The following is a 17568-nucleotide window of genomic DNA, read 5'->3' as shown; positions in this document are numbered from 1 at the left end:
ATGTCAGGTCTCGCGCCCGGCGCGGGCGCGGCAAGAAGTTGGCCGCGATCAGGCGCGACGCTGTTCGGGTTCTGCTTCGTCGTCCGGCAGCGCGTCGGCACCGATGGGTGCGCTGGCGCTTCGTACGGCATCGGCGAGACTGTCGGACGTGTCGTCCAGCATCTCGTCGTCCGCAGGACGGGAACGGGGGGCGTCGGCCAAGCCAGCCTCGCCGGGCATGCCGCCGGCCGCTTCCGCTCCGTCTCCGGCAACCGCTTCGGCAGCCGGCTTGCGATCTTCCTCGCTCCAATCCGCGCGCAGCGGCTCGGGCTGCACACCGGCCGGCACTACTTCGGCGCCAGCCTGTTCCGTTTGTTCCATTTGTTCCGTTTGCCCGCGATCAGCATCGAGCGTATCGCGCCTCGGGATTTCCTGCGTCGACGCGGCGTCCGCAGCGGGATCATCCGGCGATCCTGCCGATTGACCGGCGGATGCCTCATCCGCGTGCTGCGCGTTGCCCGCTGCGTCGTCGGCAACCGGCATGCCCTCGTCGAAATCCATCGCCTGCTGTGCCAGCAACGCAGCCTCGATGTTCGCGGCCGGCTCTTCGAGCGCAGGCAGATCATCGAGAGCCTTCAGGCCGAGGTCGTCGAGGAACTGCTTGGTCGTCGCATACAGCGCCGGGCGCCCCGGCACGTCGCGATGACCGATCACTTCGATCCAGCCGCGATCCTCGAGTTGCTTGACCACCTGCGTATTGACCGTCACACCGCGAATCTCTTCGATGTCGCCGCGCGTGACGGGCTGCCGGTACGCGATGATCGCGAGCGTTTCGAGCACCGCTCGCGAATATTTCGGCGGCTTCTCGGGATGCAGTCGATCCAGATAGTGACGCATCGCCGGCTTGCTCTGGAAGCGCCATCCGGTTGCCAGCGCCACCAGTTCGACACCGCGGCCGGACCAATCCTGTTTCAGATCTTCGAGCAACGTGCGGACCGTGTCAGCCGACACGCCGTCGGCAAAGAGCTTGCGCAAATCGCCGAGTTTCAGCGGTTCCTGCGCGCAGATCAAAGCAGTCTCGAGGACGATCTTCGCCTCTTGGGTATTCATGCAGCTAGGCCAGACCCTGTGGTCAAACGAACCGGATCAACAAACAGACGAAAGGAACGGAAGACGCGCTCGCCCGATTCTGATCGGTCATATTGATGGGAGCACGAACCGGGGGCGGCGAACCAACTTCAGGCCAGGCCCAAACCGGACGGAACAGCACGGCTCAACGACGGAACCGCGTGACTGAGCGCCATATTACGCAAAATTGCCCGGTGCGTAAAGATGAGCCGAACGGGTTGCCGCCAGCACGCCGTTTCCGCTCCGGCCCCGCTTCAGCGGCCGGCCGCGCCGCGTGCGAGGAATCGCCGCAACCGCTCGACACCCGCGTCGAGTCGTGCCGGATCGCACGCGTAGCACCAGCGCACGAACCCTTCCCCCTCCGGGCCGAACGCACGCCCAGGGGCAAGGCCGAGCCCCGCCTCGCGCACCAGCGTTTTGCAGAACGCGAGGCTGTCCGACGCGCCCGGCAGGCGCAGAAACAGGTACATCGCGCCCGGCGGAGGCGGCACCTCGACACCCGGCAGGGTACGCAGCGCGGCGACCAGGTGATCGCGCGCGTCGCGCAGCGCCGCGACGAACGACTGCACGAACGGCTCGCCATCGCGCAGCGCAACCTCACCCGCGGCCTGCACGAAGCCCGGCGCACATGACGTGTTGTATTCGACGAGCTTGGACAGGTCGCCCATCACCGCTGCCGGCGCGATGAGCCACCCCAGACGCCAGCCCGTCATCGCCCAAGCCTTGGAAAACGAATTCACGACGACGACCCGCTCGTCGCGCGACGCAATGTCGAGGAACGACGGCGCGCCGCCCGCGCCGAACGCGAGCCGCTCGTACACCTCATCGGCAACCAGCCAGATGCCGTGGCGGCGGCAATGAGCGAGCACGGCTTGCTGGTCGTCGCGCGACATCGTCCAGCCGGTCGGATTGTTCGGCGAGTTGATCAGCAGCATCCGCGTATCGGGCGTCAGCGCCGCAAGCAGCCGCCCGACATCGAGCTGCCAGCCCGCCTCGCCATAGCCGAGCGGCACGCATTCGACTTGCGCCCCGAGGATCTTCGGAATCTCGACGAGATTCGGCCACAGCGGCGTGACCGCGACAACGCGCTCGCCTGGACCGACGAGCATCTGCGCGGCCAGCATCAGTGCGCTTACGCCCGAACTCGTCACGGCCACGGCGTCGGCCGCCGTCGCACCGTGACGGACGCTGACGTAGGCCGCGATCGCGTCGCGCAGCGGCGCAGTACCGAGGTTGTGCGTGTAGAAGGTTGCGCCATCGCGCAGTGCCGCCGCTGCGGCGTCACGGATGAAGTCCGGCGTCACGCGATCGGATTCGCCGAACCAGAACGGCAGCATGTCCGGCACGCCAAAGCCGGCGTTTGCCACCTCCCGGATCAGCGACGGACGCAACGCGTGCACCGCGTCGCGCGCCGCCGGCGCGCCGGCCATCGGAAGAGACTCTGCGGAATCCGCCATCGAGAACCACCATCGAGGAACACGATCCGCGTAGTGTACCGGCCCGCAAGCCGTGCCGGCGCGCGCCGGTGCGCGTCAGTCGAGGTCCTCCGCCCTCGCCGGCATCTGCCGCACGAGTTCCCAGATCGCCTGTGCAGCGGGCGACAACGACCGATCGCGGCGGCGCACCAGCTCGACCGTACGCTCGGTGCGCGGCGTGAGCGGCCGCGCGACGAGCGTCGAGCCGGCCGGCAGCGGCAGCGACAGCCACGGCTGCACGCTCACACCGACGCCGGCCTCCACGAGTCCGAACACGGTCGCCGAATGCCCGAGCTCCTGCATGACCGTCGCGTTGACGCGATGGGCGGCCAGCGCGGCATCGATCAGCGGCCGGCTTCCCGACGCATGATCGAGGAGCACGAGGCGCTCGCCGTCCAGCGCTGTCCACGGCACTTCGGCGCGCGCCGCGAGCGGATGGTCGGCGCGCGCAACAAGGCAGAACGAATCGGTCATCAGCGATTCGCAGACGAGATCCGCAACCGTAAGCGGCCCGATCACGACGCCGAAATCGACCTCGCTTGACTTCACCTTGCGCAGCACGTCGCTCTGCACGTCGTCACGCAAGCCCAGCGTCACGAACGGGAACTGACGTTCGCACGATGCAACCACGCGCGGCATCAGCCGGCATGCGATCGTCGGGCTTGCCGCGACGATCACGCGCCCGCGGCGCTGCTCGCCGATCTCTCGAATCTCACGCAGCGTGTCGTCGAGATCGTCGAGCAGACGCGACACGCTCGCGATCAGGTTCGCGCCGACATCGGTCAGCTGCACGTCGCGCGTCGTGCGATCGATCAGCTTCAACCCGAGCTCGGCCTCGAGCTCGCGCACGCAGCGACTGACCGCGGACTGCGTGAGCCCGATCTCGTCGCCCGCGCGGCTGAAGCTCTTGAGCCGCGCGACCTCGATGAAGACGCGAAGCTGGCGCAGCGTGACGTTCATTTCCTGACCTCATCAATCGTCGATATCGATGCGCGATTTTAATGCGTGAATCCGGCGTCGATGTACGAATCAGGCACCTGCCCCACATGTTTCGCTGCGGTGCAATACATCCGCGAACGCACGTGGCGCGGGCGAACTGCACAAGATTGGTGATTGTCCCGATTTGCTGCCGGGTTATTTTGGCGTCTTATACGCCCCTAGCTGACTTAGCCGTTAGCTCGCTGCCAAGCGGCTCTCGAGGGAATTACCTCCGACATGGCACGCTTCGTGCATTACCTGGCGCACAGGGCGCAGGTTTCGTCGGACGGAAGAGCAGAAACGCCGCTGCCGGCCAACCGGACGCCCCCACCCGGCACTCGACGATCGAGTGCTTGAAGAGTGCGCGGCGCAGGGCAGCGCACCGGAGTTAGCTTCGCTGAGGTGAGGACATGATGCTGTTCGACGATTTGAGAGATAACGAGTGGGCGCTGGTCGAGGGTCTGTTTTGCTCTGAACCCGCACGGAGTGAGCGGCGCGGCCGCCCCCGCGTCGAAGCCCGCTCGGTGGTGAACGCCGTGCTGTGGGTGCTGTCGACGGGTGAAGGCTGGTCGAAGCTGCCGGGCCGCTATCCGTCGCCGCCGACTTGCCGCCGTCGCTTCGACGAATGGCAGGCGGACGGCACGCTCGCCGAAATCGTGAAACGACTCGGCACGAGCGGCCGGCAGATCTCCCTGCGCGGGCGCATCGGCGCAAGCGCTGCGAAGCCGCCCGCACCGCCGAGCCGCGACCGGCTGCGCGGCGCCTTCTGGACCAATCCGGAATCCTGGCGCGCGCCGGTCAAGATGGCGTAACGAATGCTCGATCGGGCGGCTTCGGCCGCCCGGTTTCTTTCTGCGGCGCGACCCGTTCGCGACGCGTGCGTTGCCGTCGATTACCGTTGTCGTGCCGCGATACATCTATTTACCAATATTTACAGCAAGCCTGCACTCCCACGCTTACCTTAGCGATATATCAACAGGCCGCGTCGACGGCTTGAAGGGAGCCCCGCCATGAAACCAATGTCACTGCTCGTTGCATGCGGCATTGTCATTTCCCTGGCGCTATCCGCTCCAGCCCATGCCGACGATCGCGCGAAACCACCCCATCGCCAGCAGGATCACCGGAACACCCTCCGCCAGCCACCGCCCGCCAACCCGTCCAACCGGCAAACCGTGCCGCGCGGCGACCTGCGCGGCGACATCGCCAGCAACGCGCGGGCGCGCATCGGCTCGCAGCCGTCCGACACACCGCGTCATCCGTAGTCCTGCCGATTTCAGGATTTCGCCAAAGAAAATGCCCACTGTCGGGAACTGCGCCGCATGCGACGAGTCACAACGTTGCCATGAGCACAGCGTGGCAACAGCAAAAGTATCCGGTACGCCCGTATCCTCGTGATACGGGCTTTTTTTTGGGGCATCGCCAGTCGCACGGCGATGCGCATGGCGGGATGATCGGCCGCTACAGGCGGCTTTCGAGAATCGCCACGGCGCTCGCTTCGCTCAATGCGTAGTCGGCCATGCGGCGATCGGTCCAGGAAAGTAATTTCTCGTCGCGCTCGAGGCGCGAGAATTCGGCTCGACCGCTTTCGGTCAGTACGGCAATGTCGACCGGTGCGTGGAAGCCCGGCGCAGGGGCAACGGTTTTCTGCCTGACCGTGTCCATCAGCCCGAGTGAACGGAGATACTCGAACACACCCGGGCGGCGTGCCCACGGTACCTGGCGGTACTGCACTCGTCTCAATGCGTCGAGCACCGCTTCGTTGGAATACGTGGCCATCTCGATTCTTTCTTAAAGTGCAGCGACAATGCGAAGCGGCGCGCCGGGCGGGGTCTCCGCCAGCCGATACCGCCACCTATTCTGGGGCCGACGTTCGGCGTCGCGTCAGGGCCGGATCGTCAGCCGTCCATAAAAAGACACCATACCCCAATCAAATTGATTCTGTTCGATTCATTTGTACTTCTCTTCATCTGTTTCATGCTCTGCCGCAAGCGGCGTCGAATCATCTCGATCACCGCGGTTGCGCTGTTCTGGCTGCTCGCGACAGGCTGGCTCACCGCGCCGCTGATCGCCTGGACCGAGGCGGGTGTCGTCCCGGTCGAGCACCCGGACATGCATGGGCAGACCACCCTGATTCTCATCGGCGCCGGAACGCGACGTACCGACACCGGGCTACAGCCTCCACCCGACGGTACCGCCCGCATCCACAAGGTCGCGGCGCTCTATCGCACCTGCCGGCAGCAGGCCGAGCGCTGCACCGTGGTGATGTCGGGCGGCGACCCGCAACATCACGGCGAAACGGAAGCCGCCGTGTACGGGCGCCAACTCGTCGCCGAAGGTGTCGCACCCGCGGACCTCGTTCTGGAACCGGATAGCCGCACAACCTACGAAAATGCGAAATTCACTGCGTCTATACTACGCTCACAGTATGACGACGCACGCATTCTCGTCACTTCGTCATACCAGATGCGCCGCGCATTGCTCGATTTCCGCCGTTTCGGAATCGATCCGCAGCCCGTTTATGCGAATCGCCGGCAGGCGCAAACGGGTTGGCTGCCGCGCTGGCGCAATGTGGCCAACGCCGAGCAGGCGCTGCACGAGCTGGTCGGCATCGCGCAGTTCCATGTCTATCGATGGCTTGGATGGTTCTGACAGCTGCCGGGAAACCAGAGCGGATTGGTTGCGGCAGCGACAATGGCACGCGCGTGACGAAGTGCGCGAAGTGTTGCGCCACTTCAACGGGGCCTTGCGTCGCGCCGCGATCCGATGCACATTGATCCGTCACTTTTGTTACACTCGACACGCACTCGATTGCAGTCGCCAGACAAAACGGCAACACTCGGGTTCATCACCACTTAGCGGAGGTAAAGCAATGAAGAAGACGTCCCTGGCTATCCTGGTAGCGATGTCGGCGCTGACTGGCGCAGCGTATGCGCAAGAGAGCACGGAAATCAAGACCATTACCGATCCGGCCAAGATCTCCGAGATCGAGCAGCGCGCACAGGCGCTGCAACAGCAGCAAGCGGCCGAAGCCGCTCAGCCGGCGATGCAGGAAGAGCATCACCACGGCAAGAAGGCTGCTCACCACAAGGCAGCAGCAAAGAAGGCCGGCAAGAAGGCAGCCAAGGCCGCAGACGCTGCCAGCCAGTAAGTTCGGCGGCACCGCACAAGCAAAAAGCCGAATCCGGGCAACCGGGTTCGGCTTTTTTGGTTGCGGCGCCCGCGCGCTGTGCTAAAGTCGCGCACCGAAATTTTCCACCCGTGCGCACCCCGGTGCGGAGGACAGCATGAGCAACATTCAACTCGACATCGAGTGGACCGAAGCCGCCACTCGCCAGATCAAGCAACTGATGCCTCGCGGCTCGGCCGACGCGTTCCTCGCGCTGCCGCCGATCGAGTGCCTGCCGATGGAGGGCGACGTGCTTTTCCTCGGTCCGCAAGGCAAGCAGCAACCGTTCATCGTTGCCGAGCGCCAGTATCACCACGACGGCGACGCCGACTGGACGATCATCCTGATCCTCGACGTCCCCAGCACGTCGCACTGACGCACTGCTGCGACCGGACGCGTCCGGTCGCCCCACCCGGCTCAGACGAGCTTCGACAGCACGCGGATTTCGGAACTTTCGATCCAGTCCGCGGCTGCTTCGCGATAAGCGAGGATGTGCGCGGAACGCGCGTGCGCAGCCAATGCCTCCTCGCTTGCCCAGCGCTCGACAAATACGAATCGCGCCGGCTCCCTCAGGTCCCGATGCAGGTCGTACTGCAATGCACCGGCTTCATTGCGGGTCGGCTCGACGATCCCCTCAAGCTGGGCACGCAACTTCTCCTCGGCGCCGGGTTTCGCCACGATCAGCGCCACGACTGCAATTTCCGCCATTTCCGCTCCCCGCCTATCTGGAAAAGTCCGAGAATACGCGAATCACGCGTTGCGCACCGGCTGCGCCGGCACGGCATTGCACGACGGCCCCAAAAAAATAGCCCGCGCTTCAGAGAAGCGCGGGCGAAACCGTCGCCCTACGAGGATAGGCGACGGGGCCATCGAGATCCGCGCGCTGGCGCGGATCGTCATCGGTTGCGCCGACGCTTGTCGCGCCGACATTCGAAGACGTCGATACCGTTGATCGGTCGCTCGCGGCGCACCTCCGGTATCTGACGCCATCCTCCCTGTTTCAACAATTCCAACATATAAAGCAGGTTGCGTGCCAGCCATAACGGGTCGATCACCCCGTTGATTTATAAGGACAAATTTTCAATCCTTGATAATGCGGCATGCGTTCTGCCGCCGTAACGCGCGGATGTTACGTAACGTCACCAGGAGGGACCGAGCCTTTCACGTGCTCACGCGCCGGCGAACGGCCATGAAAAAAGCCCGCCATGTGGCGGGCTTTTCATTGATGCGAAGAAACGTCGAAATCAGCGAAGCTGATTCACGAGCAGGCCCATGATCTGGCGAGCCGGCGACGACGTGTCGATTGCGCCCGAATCGTCGATGACCGCGACGCGCGTCTGGTCGGCCGTGACCGCCTTTACGTTGACACGGTATTGCTTCGCCTGCTTTTCCTTCTTGCCGTGGAACAGCTGGCTCCAGAAGCCCTGCTCGGCCGAAGTCAGGTCCTTCGGATCGACATAGCGCACGAAATACAGGCCCTTCGTGCGATCGCGATCGTCGACCGTGAAGTTCGCACGATCGAGCGCGAGACCGACGTGCAGCCACGACCGGTCGTACGGCTCGCCGAGCGTGACTTCCGACGGGACGGCAGCATCGGCCGCATCGTTGCCTTGCGCCGACGTGCGGGAGACGTTTTGCGCGGCAATCGCTGCAGCGGCCTTCGACGATGCGTCGTCGGCCTTCTTGTCCTTGGCCGCCGGTACCGTGTTGTCCTTGATGTTCGCGATAGGCGGCTCGCCGTTCTTCGCGCGCTGCTCGTTCTGTGCGAGCACGGCCATCAATCGCTTCAGGTATTCGGTCTCGAGTGCCGGATCGTTCGGCTTCGGTTCCCACTTGCTCGAATCGTTGTTCGAACCCGTGATCGCTTCGCGCATCCCCTTCTGGCTGATGAACACGTAGGTGCCGCCATTCGGCGCCGAATCGAGACGCGTCCGGTACTTGTTGCGCTCGGCCGTCACGTACGAGTTGCCCATCGCCTTCGAGATCACGCTACGGATCAGACCGTCGTTGATCTGCGGATGGGTTTCGTTCCAGTCGGTTTCCATCACGCCCTTGTCGCGCTGGTCGACGACGAGCAGGAAGCCCTGCTCCTGCCAGAAGCGGCGCACCTGCGGCCAGACGTCGGCGGGCTGCTTGCCGTCGATCACGAGCCAGCTCTCGGTGCCGTCGCGCTGGATATGCATGCCGGCCACGGCCGGAGCAACGGTGTCCAGTGCAGGCGCCGCCTGCTGGACCTGCTGAAGCGCGGACAGGGAAGTCGCGCCGCCCTGAGGCGGCAGCGAACGCTGATCGGCCGTCTCGTCGAGCATGTTGGGCGGCACCGCGAGCGACGCTTCCTTCGATTTCGAATCGCTCTTGTAGTCCACTTTCGTGGGCGACGACGTACCGCAACCGGCGACGAGCGCGCTGGCGGCGAGTACTGCAGCGAACCGCATGGTAAGACGCAAATCAGTCATGTTCGGGGAATCCTCTTCCGCTAAATCACGGCGCTTTCCGTGGATCAACCTTGCATTTTACCGGGGCCGCGCCGCGATGTGCAAAAAAGCGACCGGCAAGAAAAAACCCGCGTCAGCTTGAGCTGACGCGGGTTTTTTTGTCTGGTCGGGGCGAGAGGATTTGAACCTCCGACCACCTGCACCCCATGCAGGTACGCTACCAGGCTGCGCTACGCCCCGAAAGAAAAAAATTATAACAGACAGTTTTCCGATTTAGAACGGGTCGCATGCATTTTGTGAATATTCTTGTGAAATTTTTTGGCGTGACGGTACCGATGCAAGCAACGACGCGCATGGCATGGCGCGCTGCGCACCGGCCACACGGCCTCGCATCGCATTCACCTCTTGCGCGCAACGCAGATGACCGTCAGGCCGGCGACGCGGTTGAAGCGGAACATCGGCAACTCGATCCGGCAGATCGTCTTGAGCAGGCCGTTGACGAACGGATGGTGACGACGCAATTGCGACGCTGGCGCGCTCGGCTGCCGACGCACCCGCTCGCCCAGCCGCAGTGCTGCCGCGAGCGGAAACGTGAGACCGAAATAGTAAGCGCCGTGCTCGACGTCAAGCCCCGCGCGCCGCACCACGTCCTCGAGACTGCCGAGCGTATACCGGCGCTTGTGCTCGAGAAAATCGTCATGACCGCTCCAGAGGAACTGGAACGCGGGAACCGTGATCAGGAAGCGGCTGCCCGAAGGCGCGCCCTTTACATACTGCATCAGCAGACCGACGTCGTCGTCGACATGCTCGAGCACGTCCATCAGCAACACGAGATCGACATCGAATCGATCGACGGATCGCCGAAAGTGGATGGGCTTGCCGGCCGCCTCACCGTCGCTATCGTCGGCGTAACTCGTATCGACACACCACGCCTCCGACGCCTGCGTACGCTCCAGCAAGTGCTTCGAGAAGAAACCTGAGCCCGCACCGACATCGAGTATCCGTTGCGCACCCGGCGCACCCAGGAATCGGCGAATCGCACTCGCCTTCGACGCGTAGTACCAGTGATCGCCCACGCCCGCACCCAATACGTCGACTTCCTTGAGATCCATGACGCTTCCCCGTGATGGCTACTGTGCTTTGGTCGATACAGCCACTGATGCCGATCTTACCGCGCCGCTGCCACCGATCCTACCCGTCGACGATGCGCGGCCGACGCCGGCAACCCGCATGCCCCCTAATCGAAAAGGACGATGGCTGGTTCGCCACAAATCGCTACCGTGCGGTTACCCGGCGCGAGATCGATGCGCATGGGCGAACCGTCCGACTGCATGCCGATCGATCCGGCCCGCCCCGGCTTTGCCGCGTCGCGCGTGATACAGGAGGCGGCTTCGGTCACCACCGCGGTCGCGACTTCTTGTAACCGTCTCCGACACAGGGCATTGAATGCATCAGAAAAACGAAATTTCCCGTCGACATTTTCTCCGGCTGGGCGCCGGCACGATAGGCATGGCACTGGGGAGCGCGTCGCTTCTGTCTGCATGCGGAGGCGACTCGATTTCGGTCGCGCCGATCACGACACCACGGCTGAGTTCCGCATCGAACTTTCGCGACACGGCCGGGCCGGACGGAACCGGCTACGTGACGACGAGCGGCGCGAAGATGAAAAAAGGCGTGATCTATCGCTCATCCGCGCTCGCGTTGTCGGCCGCGGACATCGCTACCGTCGGCACGCTCGGCATCAGGCAGGTCTGCGACCTGCGCACGCCCGCCGAGATCAAGACGCAACCAGACGTGCCGCTGGCCGGCGCCACCTGGCAAAACCTCAACGTGCTCGGTGCGGCCAGCATCGGTCCGATCCCGACTACCGGCGCAACCGCGACGGCCTTCATGTTGAGCATGTATCGCGCATTCGTCACGTCGGACACCGCGCATGCCAGCTATCACGCACTCTTCACCGGCTTCGCCGCCTCCGGCGAAAACCTGGTTTTCCACTGCACGGCCGGCAAGGACCGCACCGGCTGGGCGACCGCCATCCTGCACACGATCCTCGGCGCCTCCGAGCAGACGATACTCGCCGACTATCTGCTGACCAACACCTATAGCGCATCGGAAATCGCCGCCTCGGTCGCCCAGGCGCAACAAGCGGGCGGGCAAAATGCGGCAGACATGATGACCGCGCTGCAAGGCGCACACGCCGACTATCTGCAGGCGGCATTCGATCAGGTCACCGCGTCGTACGGCTCGATGACGTCATATATCGCGAACGGCCTGCAACTCGATCAGGCGACGCTGAACGCGATCCGGCAGCACATGCTGGTTTGATCGGCCTGCGGGCCGCGGCGACGGAGCCGGATCGCATTCACGCCTCGACCACCGCGACCGCGACAGCTCGTATCCGTCGAAACCCGCACCAGCCAAGGCTGGAGCGGGTTTGCCCGATCGCGACGACAGCCGCCGACGACGGCCCGTGCAAACCAAACGACCGTTTGATCCTGCCGCCCGACCACCCCGAATCCGTTGTCCCGCAGCCCGCCGGGCCGCCCTACCCGGGCGCCCGTTGTTTGGTAACGCCGCTCTAGCACGCTATGCCACACTGCACGGCATCGACGCTCGCGCCGTGCAGTGGTGCGCGCCGCCGTCGATCACGACAAGACATGGAGACAGACGATGCGGAATGCGGTCCGGCGCGGCCATCGCTCGCCTTTGGCAATTCTCGACTGGATTTCCGGCCCGCCACGCGCGGCCCGGCTCATCTCGCCCACGACATCCCGCGTGCTCGGCTGCGGCGTGCTGGCGCTCGCGCTGCTGTGTGCCGGTTGCGCGGAATCGTCCGCGCAGCGTGACGGCAACACGTCAGTCGCGTCGACCCAAATCGAACGTACCAAGGCCGAACGCCTCGCCCGCGAACAGCAGGTCGCACGCACCGTGCCGTCGCTCGCATCGATCAGCCTCACGCAACCGCGCCCGTTCACGCTGCGCGACTCGGGCCAGAACGGCGCGATGACGTTCCTGCGCGACGTCGATTTCCGCATCGTCAACAATCTCGGCTTCTTCATCCATCAGTTGTCGGCCACGCTCGTACCGACGCAGGCCGGCGCGCCGATCGTGTTCGACGATCCGACCAGTTTCCAGATCGACGTGCATGAAGGCACCGTCACGCTCGACAACGCGAAGCTGACCGCCCTCTTCAATACCTACATCTTCGGCTACCGCAACGCGCCGCTGCGCAAGCTCGCCGTGTCGGCCGGCGACGGCGTGATCCACCTGCAAGGCGAGATGCAGCGCGACGGCTGGGTGCCGTTCTCGCTGACCGGCACGCTCGCGATCCGCGACGGCAGCCAGCTCGTGTTCCATCCGACGGGTGTGCGCGTATCGGGTATCAACGCGCAACCGGTGATGCGCGCGGCCAACGTGAAGATGGCCGACCTGCTGAAAGTCCAGACGCCGATTGCGCAACTCGCAGGCGACGATCTCGTGATGTCGGTCGACAAGCTGATGCCGCCGCCGCGCCTGAAGCTCACGATCACCGCGCTGCGCGTGACGCCGGCCGGGCTCGACCTGAAGCTCGACGACGGCACGCATGCCGGCTTCGCGATGCCCGCGAACGCGCCGCAGCAGGCGATGTACATTCGCGGCGGCGACGTGAAGTTCATGCGCTCGATGCCGATGAACGCAGACATCCTGATCGGTCCGGTCGATCCCGCGAAGCGCGACCAGACTTTCGTGTTCGACCTGTATCACTATCGCGACCAGGTGTCGGCCGGCTACTTCAATTTCGACGAAAGCGGTGCGATGGCGATCCGGATGCCTTCGTACGCAGGCCCGGCAAGCGGCGCGCTGCTCGGCAACGCGGCCGCACGACTGAACGACAGCTTCCTTGCCGCGCAGCAAAACGCGCTGCGCGACTTACGCCAGCACTGGGAAGCCTATGCACTCGCAGCGAACATCGCCCACCCCGGCATGCAGAAGGTCGCGATGCGGCGCACGTCGACCACACCGTTCAACGAACGGCACGTGTCGAACCGCAACCCGACGATCCATCTGCGCAACGTCGACTTCAACCTGTCCGGAGATATCGGCTTTCACGTCGAGGATCTCGACGTGGAACTCGTATCGAAGCGGGCCGGCGAACCCGTCGATCTCGACGACCCGAACCAGTACGACATCCGCATTCTCGGCGGCACCGTCGTCGAGTCGTGGAAGGCGATGTCGGCGCTCTTCAACAACTATCTGCTCGACTACTCGCCGCGCTCGCTCAACGACCTGCAACTGAGCGCCGACGGCACGAACCTGCGCGTCCAGGGCGGCATCAAGCTGTGGAACCATGTGCCGGGTGTCTGGCTGCCGACCGACATGAAGGGCTCGCTGTCCGTGCTCGACGACCGGCACCTCGCATTCAAGCCGTCCCAGGTGTCGGTGCTCGGCATCCCGCAGGCAAAGCTGCTGCGTTCGCTCGGCATCGAACTCGCTTCGCTGACGCCGCTGCAGCGGCGCGGCGCGGAACTGCGCGGCGACACGCTCGTGCTCGACCAGTACACCGTGTTCCCGCCGCCCGTGCTGAACGGCAAGCTCGGACAGGCAACGGTCGAACGCGACGGACTGCGCCTCACGTTCAGGCGCATGGCAGGCGCACCGGCGCCGCAACAGCCGCAGATCGATGCGCCGAGCTACATGTGGATGGAAGGCGGCGACATGAAGATGTTCAATGTGCTCGAACTGAACGTACGCGCACTGATCCGGAATTCGGCCGACGCCGGGCCGATGCGTTTCGACCTGTACGGTTACCGCAGCCAGGTCGCGCAAGGCTCGGTGCGGATGCTGCCGGACGGTACGCTGGACGTCGACATGGGGCAAAGGAATCCGCTCGCGTCGCGTTGACATGCGTGCACGACACGCATGAAAAAAGCCCGGGGGCATGTCGCCAACCGGGCTTTTCATTTCATCCTTCGCACTCAGTCGTGCTTCAGTCCGTCGATCACGTCGAGCAGCGCCTGCCGCAATGCAGTGACGTCGACGGTCGAGCCCGGCTTGACCGGTGCGCGCGGATCGGCGGCCTGCGCCTCCGGCTCGACGGGTGCCGCAGCAGCCCGCTCACCGCCCGGCGAATCGAGCCGGTTGCGCGCGCCGTTGATCGTAAATCCCTGCTCGTACAGCAACTCGCGAATCCGCCGGATCAGCAGCACTTCGTGGTGCTGGTAATACCGACGATTGCCACGCCGCTTCACCGGCCGCAGTTGAGTAAATTCCTGTTCCCAATAACGCAGCACATGCGGCTTGACCCCGCACAGTTCGCTGACTTCACCGATCGTGAAGTAGCGCTTCGCGGGAATCGGAGGCAAGACGACTTTCTCAACCGTAGTGGTCATCGTCGGTTAACCGTCGGTAAAGGGTGCGCGGCGGCCGCGCGGAGACGTCAGCGCGCGGACTTACTCCGCGCCGTTTTCGACCAGCGCCTTCAGCTTCTGGCTCGCGTGGAAGGTTACCACCCGGCGGGCCGCGATCGGAATCGCCTCGCCCGTCTTCGGATTGCGGCCCGGACGCTGCGGCTTGTCGCGCAACTGGAAATTGCCGAACCCCGACAGCTTGACGCTCTCGCCGTTTTCGAGCGCGTCGCGGATCACCTCGAAAAACGCCTCGACCATGTCCTTCGCTTCACGCTTGTTCAGCCCGACGCTGTCGAACAGCAGCTCCGCCAGTTCCGCCTTCGTCAGCGTGGGCGTCTCGGTGGACGCCGGCGCCGAAGCGTCGCGGTTCATGGCGCTGCGTTGCGCCGTCAGGAGGGCTTCGAATTCACTCGAGGTCATGTCGTTCATATCTGCCATACAGCGCGTTAAATCAAAACTTACGATCGGAAAAAGCCGCCCGCGAGCGGGCGGGCCTCCTCCTTAGCCGCGCAGACGCGCACCGGCACGAGCCATCCGCTCGACCAGCGTCTGGATCGCCTGATCGACGACCTCGTCCTGTAGCGTGCCAGCCGCGTCCTGCAGCGTCACACGGAAGGCAAGGCTCTTCTCGTGCGCGGCAAGACCACCGGAAGTATTTGATTTTGCACGAAATTCGTCGAAGAGTACAACCTTCTGAACGAATCGGCAGGCCTCTTCGGCAAGCGCCTTCTTCATTTCGTCGAAAAGTGCCTGAACCTCGACCGCCTGATCGACGACCACGGCGATATCGCGACGAACCGGCGGGAATTTCGACACATCGGTCGGCGTAGGCAACGCACGCGCAATCAGCGCGTCCGCATCGACCTCGAACATCACCGGTGCGTGCGGCAGCTCGTACTTCTGCATCAGGCGCGGGTGCAGTTCGCCGATCCAGCCGACCGCACGGCCGTCGACTTCGATGCGCGCACTGCGGCCCGGATGGAGGGCCGGATGCTCTGCCTTCACGAACCGTGCAACGGCAGGTGCGAACAGCGCCTCGAGGTCGCCCTTTACGTCGAAGAAATCGACCGCACGGGTCGCCACGCCCCACTGCTCGTCGAGCGCCGGACCGTAGGCAAGCGCACCGACACGCTTCGGCTGCACATAGCCCTCGACCGTCAGCTCACCGGCCTTCGCCGACGCATCGGTAAGGAACACGCGGCCAGCCTCGAACACGCGCACGCGATCTGCACGGCGGTTCAGGTTGTGGCGCAGCACCGAAATCAGGCTACCGAACAGCGTCGTGCGCATCACCGACAGCTGGCTCGCGATCGGGTTCAGCAAGCGGATCGGGTGGTCGTTGCCCGCGAAATCCTGCTCCCACTCCGCATCGACGAAGCTGAAGTTGACGGTTTCCGCGTAGTCGCGCGCGGCGAGCGCGTGACGGATGTCGTGGATCGAGCGCCGCGTTTCGTTGGTCGCGCGCATTTCGCTCGTCGCGACCGGCGGACGCGCCGGGATCTTCTCGAAGCCGTAGATGCGCGCCACTTCCTCGATCAGGTCTTCCTCGATCTCGATGTCGAAGCGATGCGACGGCGGCGTAACGAGGAACGCGTCGTCTTCACGCTCGAACGGCAGGCCGAGGCGCGTGAAGATGCTGGCGATCTCGTCGGCGCCGATCTGCACGCCGATGATGCGGTTCGCGCGCGACACGCGCATCTTCACCGGCGCGCGTTGCGGCAGGTTCACGGACTGATCGTCGACCGGGCCGGCCTTGCCGCCGCAGATCTCGAGAATCAGTTGCGTGATGCGCTCGACGTGCTCGACGGTCGTCGCGTAATCGACGCCGCGCTCGAAGCGATGGGCCGCATCGGTCGAGAAGTTGTACTTGCGCGCACGGCCGCGGATGCTGTCCGGCCACCAGAATGCGGCTTCCAGATAGATGTTGGTCGTATCGAGCGTGACGGCCGTGCTGTCGCCACCCATGATGCCGGCCAGGCTTTCGACGTGGCGGTCGTCCGAAATCACGCCGACCGTTTCGTCGAGTTCGACCGTGTTGCCGTTGAGCAGCTTCAGCGATTCGCCGCGCTTGCCCCAGCGCACCTCGATGCCACCGTGGATCTTGTCGAGATCGAACACATGCGACGGGCGGCCGAGTTCGAACATCACGTAGTTCGAGATGTCGACGAGCGCCGACACGCTGCGCTGGCCGGAACGCTCGAGGCGCTCGACCATCCACTGCGGGGTCTTCGCATGTGCGTTCACGCCGCGGATCACGCGACCCGAGAAGCGGCCGCACAGATCGGGCGCGGCAATGCGCACCGGCAGCGTTTCGTCGAGCTCGACGCGCACCGGGCGGATGTCGACCGGCGTCAGCGGCGCGCCGGTGATCGCGGCCGTCTCGCGCGCGATACCGAACACGGACAGGCAGTCGGCCTTGTTCGGCGTCAGCTTGATTTCGAAGATCGTGTCGTCGAGATTGAGCGTCTCGCGGATGTCCTGGCCGACCGGCGTGTCTTCCGGCAGCACCAGCAGGCCGCTGTGATCCTCGGACAGCTTCAGTTCGCGCGCCGAGCACAGCATCCCCTGGCTCTCCACGCCGCGCAGCTTCGACAGCTTGATCGCGAACGGCTTGCCGCCCTCTTCCGCCGGCGGCAGTTCCGCGCCGACCAGCGCGACCGGTACCTTGATGCCGGGCGCGACATTCGGCGCGCCGCAAACGATATTCAGCGTCGCGCCGGTGCCGGCGTCGACCTGGCAGACATTGAGCTTGTCCGCATCCGGATGCTTGACGACTTCGAGCACGCGACCGACGACGATCTTCGATGTCGGCGGCGCAGCCTTGGTCAGCGATTCGACTTCGAGCCCCGCCATCGTCAGCGCGTGCGACAGTTCGTCGGTCGTCAGCTGCGGGTCGACAAAGGTTCTCAACCAGGATTCAGGGAATTGCATGGATGTCTACGTTCGAAACAGGTTAGATCGACGCCCGGGCCCCGTCGGATCGTCCGTCGGGGCGTGCACGGGCACAGGTCGGCGCGGCG

Annotated in this window: 17 protein-coding genes, 1 tRNA gene and 1 pseudogene; 7 read left to right on the top strand and 12 right to left on the bottom strand. The window is 64.5% G+C overall.

Going from position 1 to position 17568, the window contains the following annotated elements; all coding sequences use genetic code 11:
• Positions 1-48: 48 nt before the first annotated feature.
• From scpB to BDI24065_RS03805, 3 genes are all read right to left on the bottom strand, one after another.
• Positions 49-1089 carry an SMC-Scp complex subunit ScpB gene (gene scpB / locus BDI24065_RS03815; RefSeq protein ID WP_175030070.1) on the bottom strand — a complete coding sequence of 347 codons (1041 nt, stop codon included), beginning with the start codon at positions 1087-1089 and terminating at the stop codon, positions 49-51.
• Positions 1090-1361: 272 nt separating this feature from the next.
• Positions 1362-2564, bottom strand: a complete 1203-nt coding sequence (locus BDI24065_RS03810) for a pyridoxal phosphate-dependent aminotransferase (RefSeq protein WP_175030069.1) — start codon at positions 2562-2564, stop codon at positions 1362-1364.
• A 75-nt stretch (positions 2565-2639) separates the two neighbouring features.
• The gene (locus BDI24065_RS03805; protein ID WP_046545490.1) at positions 2640-3542 is read right to left on the bottom strand and encodes a LysR family transcriptional regulator; all 903 of its coding nucleotides are present in this window, start codon (positions 3540-3542) and stop codon (positions 2640-2642) included.
• A gap of 431 nt (positions 3543-3973) precedes the next feature.
• Here BDI24065_RS03805 and BDI24065_RS03800 point away from each other — a divergent pair.
• Together BDI24065_RS03800 and BDI24065_RS03795 are read left to right on the top strand one after the other, a co-directional pair.
• A pseudogene (locus BDI24065_RS03800) lies at positions 3974-4369 on the top strand (transposase); the annotation flags it as partial.
• Between the two features lie 201 nt (positions 4370-4570).
• On the top strand, positions 4571-4822 hold the full coding sequence (locus tag BDI24065_RS03795) for a hypothetical protein (protein ID WP_175030068.1): 252 nt from the start codon (positions 4571-4573) through the stop codon (positions 4820-4822).
• Between the two features lie 196 nt (positions 4823-5018).
• On the opposite strand, the gene BDI24065_RS03790 is transcribed toward BDI24065_RS03795, so the two are convergent.
• The gene (locus tag BDI24065_RS03790; protein ID WP_011351791.1) at positions 5019-5336 is read right to left on the bottom strand and encodes a hypothetical protein; all 318 of its coding nucleotides are present in this window, start codon (positions 5334-5336) and stop codon (positions 5019-5021) included.
• Between the two features lie 156 nt (positions 5337-5492).
• Between BDI24065_RS03790 and BDI24065_RS03785 the strand changes: the two genes are divergently transcribed.
• The 3 genes from BDI24065_RS03785 to BDI24065_RS03775 all read left to right on the top strand — a co-directional run bounded on the left by BDI24065_RS03785 (position 5493) and on the right by BDI24065_RS03775 (position 7102).
• Positions 5493-6209: a YdcF family protein gene (locus tag BDI24065_RS03785; protein WP_175030067.1), complete on the top strand. Its 717-nt coding sequence runs from the start codon at positions 5493-5495 to the stop codon at positions 6207-6209.
• Between the two features lie 220 nt (positions 6210-6429).
• Complete coding sequence (locus BDI24065_RS03780) at positions 6430-6708, top strand: hypothetical protein (protein WP_011351789.1); 279 nt, start codon at positions 6430-6432, stop codon at positions 6706-6708.
• A 136-nt stretch (positions 6709-6844) separates the two neighbouring features.
• A complete protein-coding gene (locus BDI24065_RS03775; protein WP_011351788.1) occupies positions 6845-7102 on the top strand; it encodes a hypothetical protein in 258 nt (85 codons plus the stop codon).
• A gap of 41 nt (positions 7103-7143) precedes the next feature.
• Here the strand turns inward: BDI24065_RS03775 and BDI24065_RS03770 are convergent, their stop codons facing one another.
• The 5 genes from BDI24065_RS03770 to BDI24065_RS03750 all read right to left on the bottom strand — a co-directional run bounded on the left by BDI24065_RS03770 (position 7144) and on the right by BDI24065_RS03750 (position 10563).
• On the bottom strand, positions 7144-7434 hold the full coding sequence (locus BDI24065_RS03770) for a putative quinol monooxygenase (protein ID WP_175030066.1): 291 nt from the start codon (positions 7432-7434) through the stop codon (positions 7144-7146).
• A gap of 536 nt (positions 7435-7970) precedes the next feature.
• Entirely contained in the window at positions 7971-9182 is a 1212-nt protein-coding gene (gene bamC, locus BDI24065_RS03765) for an outer membrane protein assembly factor BamC (protein ID WP_175030065.1), read from the bottom strand.
• A 142-nt stretch (positions 9183-9324) separates the two neighbouring features.
• Positions 9325-9401: transfer RNA gene (locus BDI24065_RS03760), tRNA-Pro, on the bottom strand.
• 158 nt (positions 9402-9559) lie between these two features.
• Positions 9560-10273, bottom strand: a complete 714-nt coding sequence (locus BDI24065_RS03755; protein ID WP_175030064.1) for a class I SAM-dependent methyltransferase — start codon at positions 10271-10273, stop codon at positions 9560-9562.
• 125 nt (positions 10274-10398) lie between these two features.
• The gene (locus BDI24065_RS03750) at positions 10399-10563 is read right to left on the bottom strand and encodes a hypothetical protein (protein ID WP_175030063.1); all 165 of its coding nucleotides are present in this window, start codon (positions 10561-10563) and stop codon (positions 10399-10401) included.
• Positions 10564-10670: 107 nt separating this feature from the next.
• Here BDI24065_RS03750 and BDI24065_RS03745 point away from each other — a divergent pair, with 107 nt between their 5' ends.
• Both BDI24065_RS03745 and BDI24065_RS03740 read left to right on the top strand, forming a co-directional pair.
• Positions 10671-11486, top strand: a complete 816-nt coding sequence (locus BDI24065_RS03745) for a tyrosine-protein phosphatase (protein WP_254609670.1) — start codon at positions 10671-10673, stop codon at positions 11484-11486.
• 345 nt (positions 11487-11831) lie between these two features.
• Positions 11832-14042 carry a hypothetical protein gene (locus BDI24065_RS03740; protein WP_175030061.1) on the top strand — a complete coding sequence of 737 codons (2211 nt, stop codon included), beginning with the start codon at positions 11832-11834 and terminating at the stop codon, positions 14040-14042.
• Between the two features lie 74 nt (positions 14043-14116).
• Here BDI24065_RS03740 and BDI24065_RS03735 read toward each other — a convergent pair whose 3' ends face one another.
• The 3 genes from BDI24065_RS03735 to pheT all read right to left on the bottom strand — a co-directional run bounded on the left by BDI24065_RS03735 (position 14117) and on the right by pheT (position 17479).
• Positions 14117-14530: a MerR family transcriptional regulator gene (locus BDI24065_RS03735; protein ID WP_175030060.1), complete on the bottom strand. Its 414-nt coding sequence runs from the start codon at positions 14528-14530 to the stop codon at positions 14117-14119.
• A gap of 60 nt (positions 14531-14590) precedes the next feature.
• On the bottom strand, positions 14591-14977 hold the full coding sequence (locus BDI24065_RS03730; protein ID WP_006486093.1) for an integration host factor subunit alpha: 387 nt from the start codon (positions 14975-14977) through the stop codon (positions 14591-14593).
• 72 nt (positions 14978-15049) lie between these two features.
• Complete coding sequence (gene pheT, locus BDI24065_RS03725; protein ID WP_175030059.1) at positions 15050-17479, bottom strand: phenylalanine--tRNA ligase subunit beta; 2430 nt, start codon at positions 17477-17479, stop codon at positions 15050-15052.
• Positions 17480-17568: the final 89 nt, after the last annotated feature.

Source organism: Burkholderia lata, from assembly GCF_902499025.1.
In the GTDB taxonomy this organism is placed as follows: Bacteria; Pseudomonadota; Gammaproteobacteria; order Burkholderiales; family Burkholderiaceae; genus Burkholderia; species Burkholderia lata_C.
Note: the sequence above shows the minus strand (reverse complement) of the source record. Positions and strands in the feature narration are given on the sequence as shown.

Coding starts and splice junctions, on each gene's coding strand:
- BDI24065_RS03810 (WP_175030069.1), bottom strand. CDS start 2,564: ATGGCGGATTCCGCAGAGTCTCTTCCGATGGCCGGCGCGCCGGCGGCG.
- BDI24065_RS03780 (WP_011351789.1), top strand. CDS start 6,430: ATGAAGAAGACGTCCCTGGCTATCCTGGTAGCGATGTCGGCGCTGACT.
- BDI24065_RS03795 (WP_175030068.1), top strand. CDS start 4,571: ATGAAACCAATGTCACTGCTCGTTGCATGCGGCATTGTCATTTCCCTG.
- pheT (WP_175030059.1), bottom strand. CDS start 17,479: ATGCAATTCCCTGAATCCTGGTTGAGAACCTTTGTCGACCCGCAGCTG.
- BDI24065_RS03770 (WP_175030066.1), bottom strand. CDS start 7,434: ATGGCGGAAATTGCAGTCGTGGCGCTGATCGTGGCGAAACCCGGCGCC.
- scpB (WP_175030070.1), bottom strand. CDS start 1,089: ATGAATACCCAAGAGGCGAAGATCGTCCTCGAGACTGCTTTGATCTGC.
- BDI24065_RS03740 (WP_175030061.1), top strand. CDS start 11,832: ATGCGGAATGCGGTCCGGCGCGGCCATCGCTCGCCTTTGGCAATTCTC.
- BDI24065_RS03805 (WP_046545490.1), bottom strand. CDS start 3,542: ATGAACGTCACGCTGCGCCAGCTTCGCGTCTTCATCGAGGTCGCGCGG.
- BDI24065_RS03775 (WP_011351788.1), top strand. CDS start 6,845: ATGAGCAACATTCAACTCGACATCGAGTGGACCGAAGCCGCCACTCGC.
- BDI24065_RS03790 (WP_011351791.1), bottom strand. CDS start 5,336: ATGGCCACGTATTCCAACGAAGCGGTGCTCGACGCATTGAGACGAGTG.
- BDI24065_RS03755 (WP_175030064.1), bottom strand. CDS start 10,273: ATGGATCTCAAGGAAGTCGACGTATTGGGTGCGGGCGTGGGCGATCAC.
- BDI24065_RS03745 (WP_254609670.1), top strand. CDS start 10,671: ATGGCACTGGGGAGCGCGTCGCTTCTGTCTGCATGCGGAGGCGACTCG.
- BDI24065_RS03730 (WP_006486093.1), bottom strand. CDS start 14,977: ATGAACGACATGACCTCGAGTGAATTCGAAGCCCTCCTGACGGCGCAA.
- bamC (WP_175030065.1), bottom strand. CDS start 9,182: ATGACTGATTTGCGTCTTACCATGCGGTTCGCTGCAGTACTCGCCGCC.
- BDI24065_RS03735 (WP_175030060.1), bottom strand. CDS start 14,530: ATGACCACTACGGTTGAGAAAGTCGTCTTGCCTCCGATTCCCGCGAAG.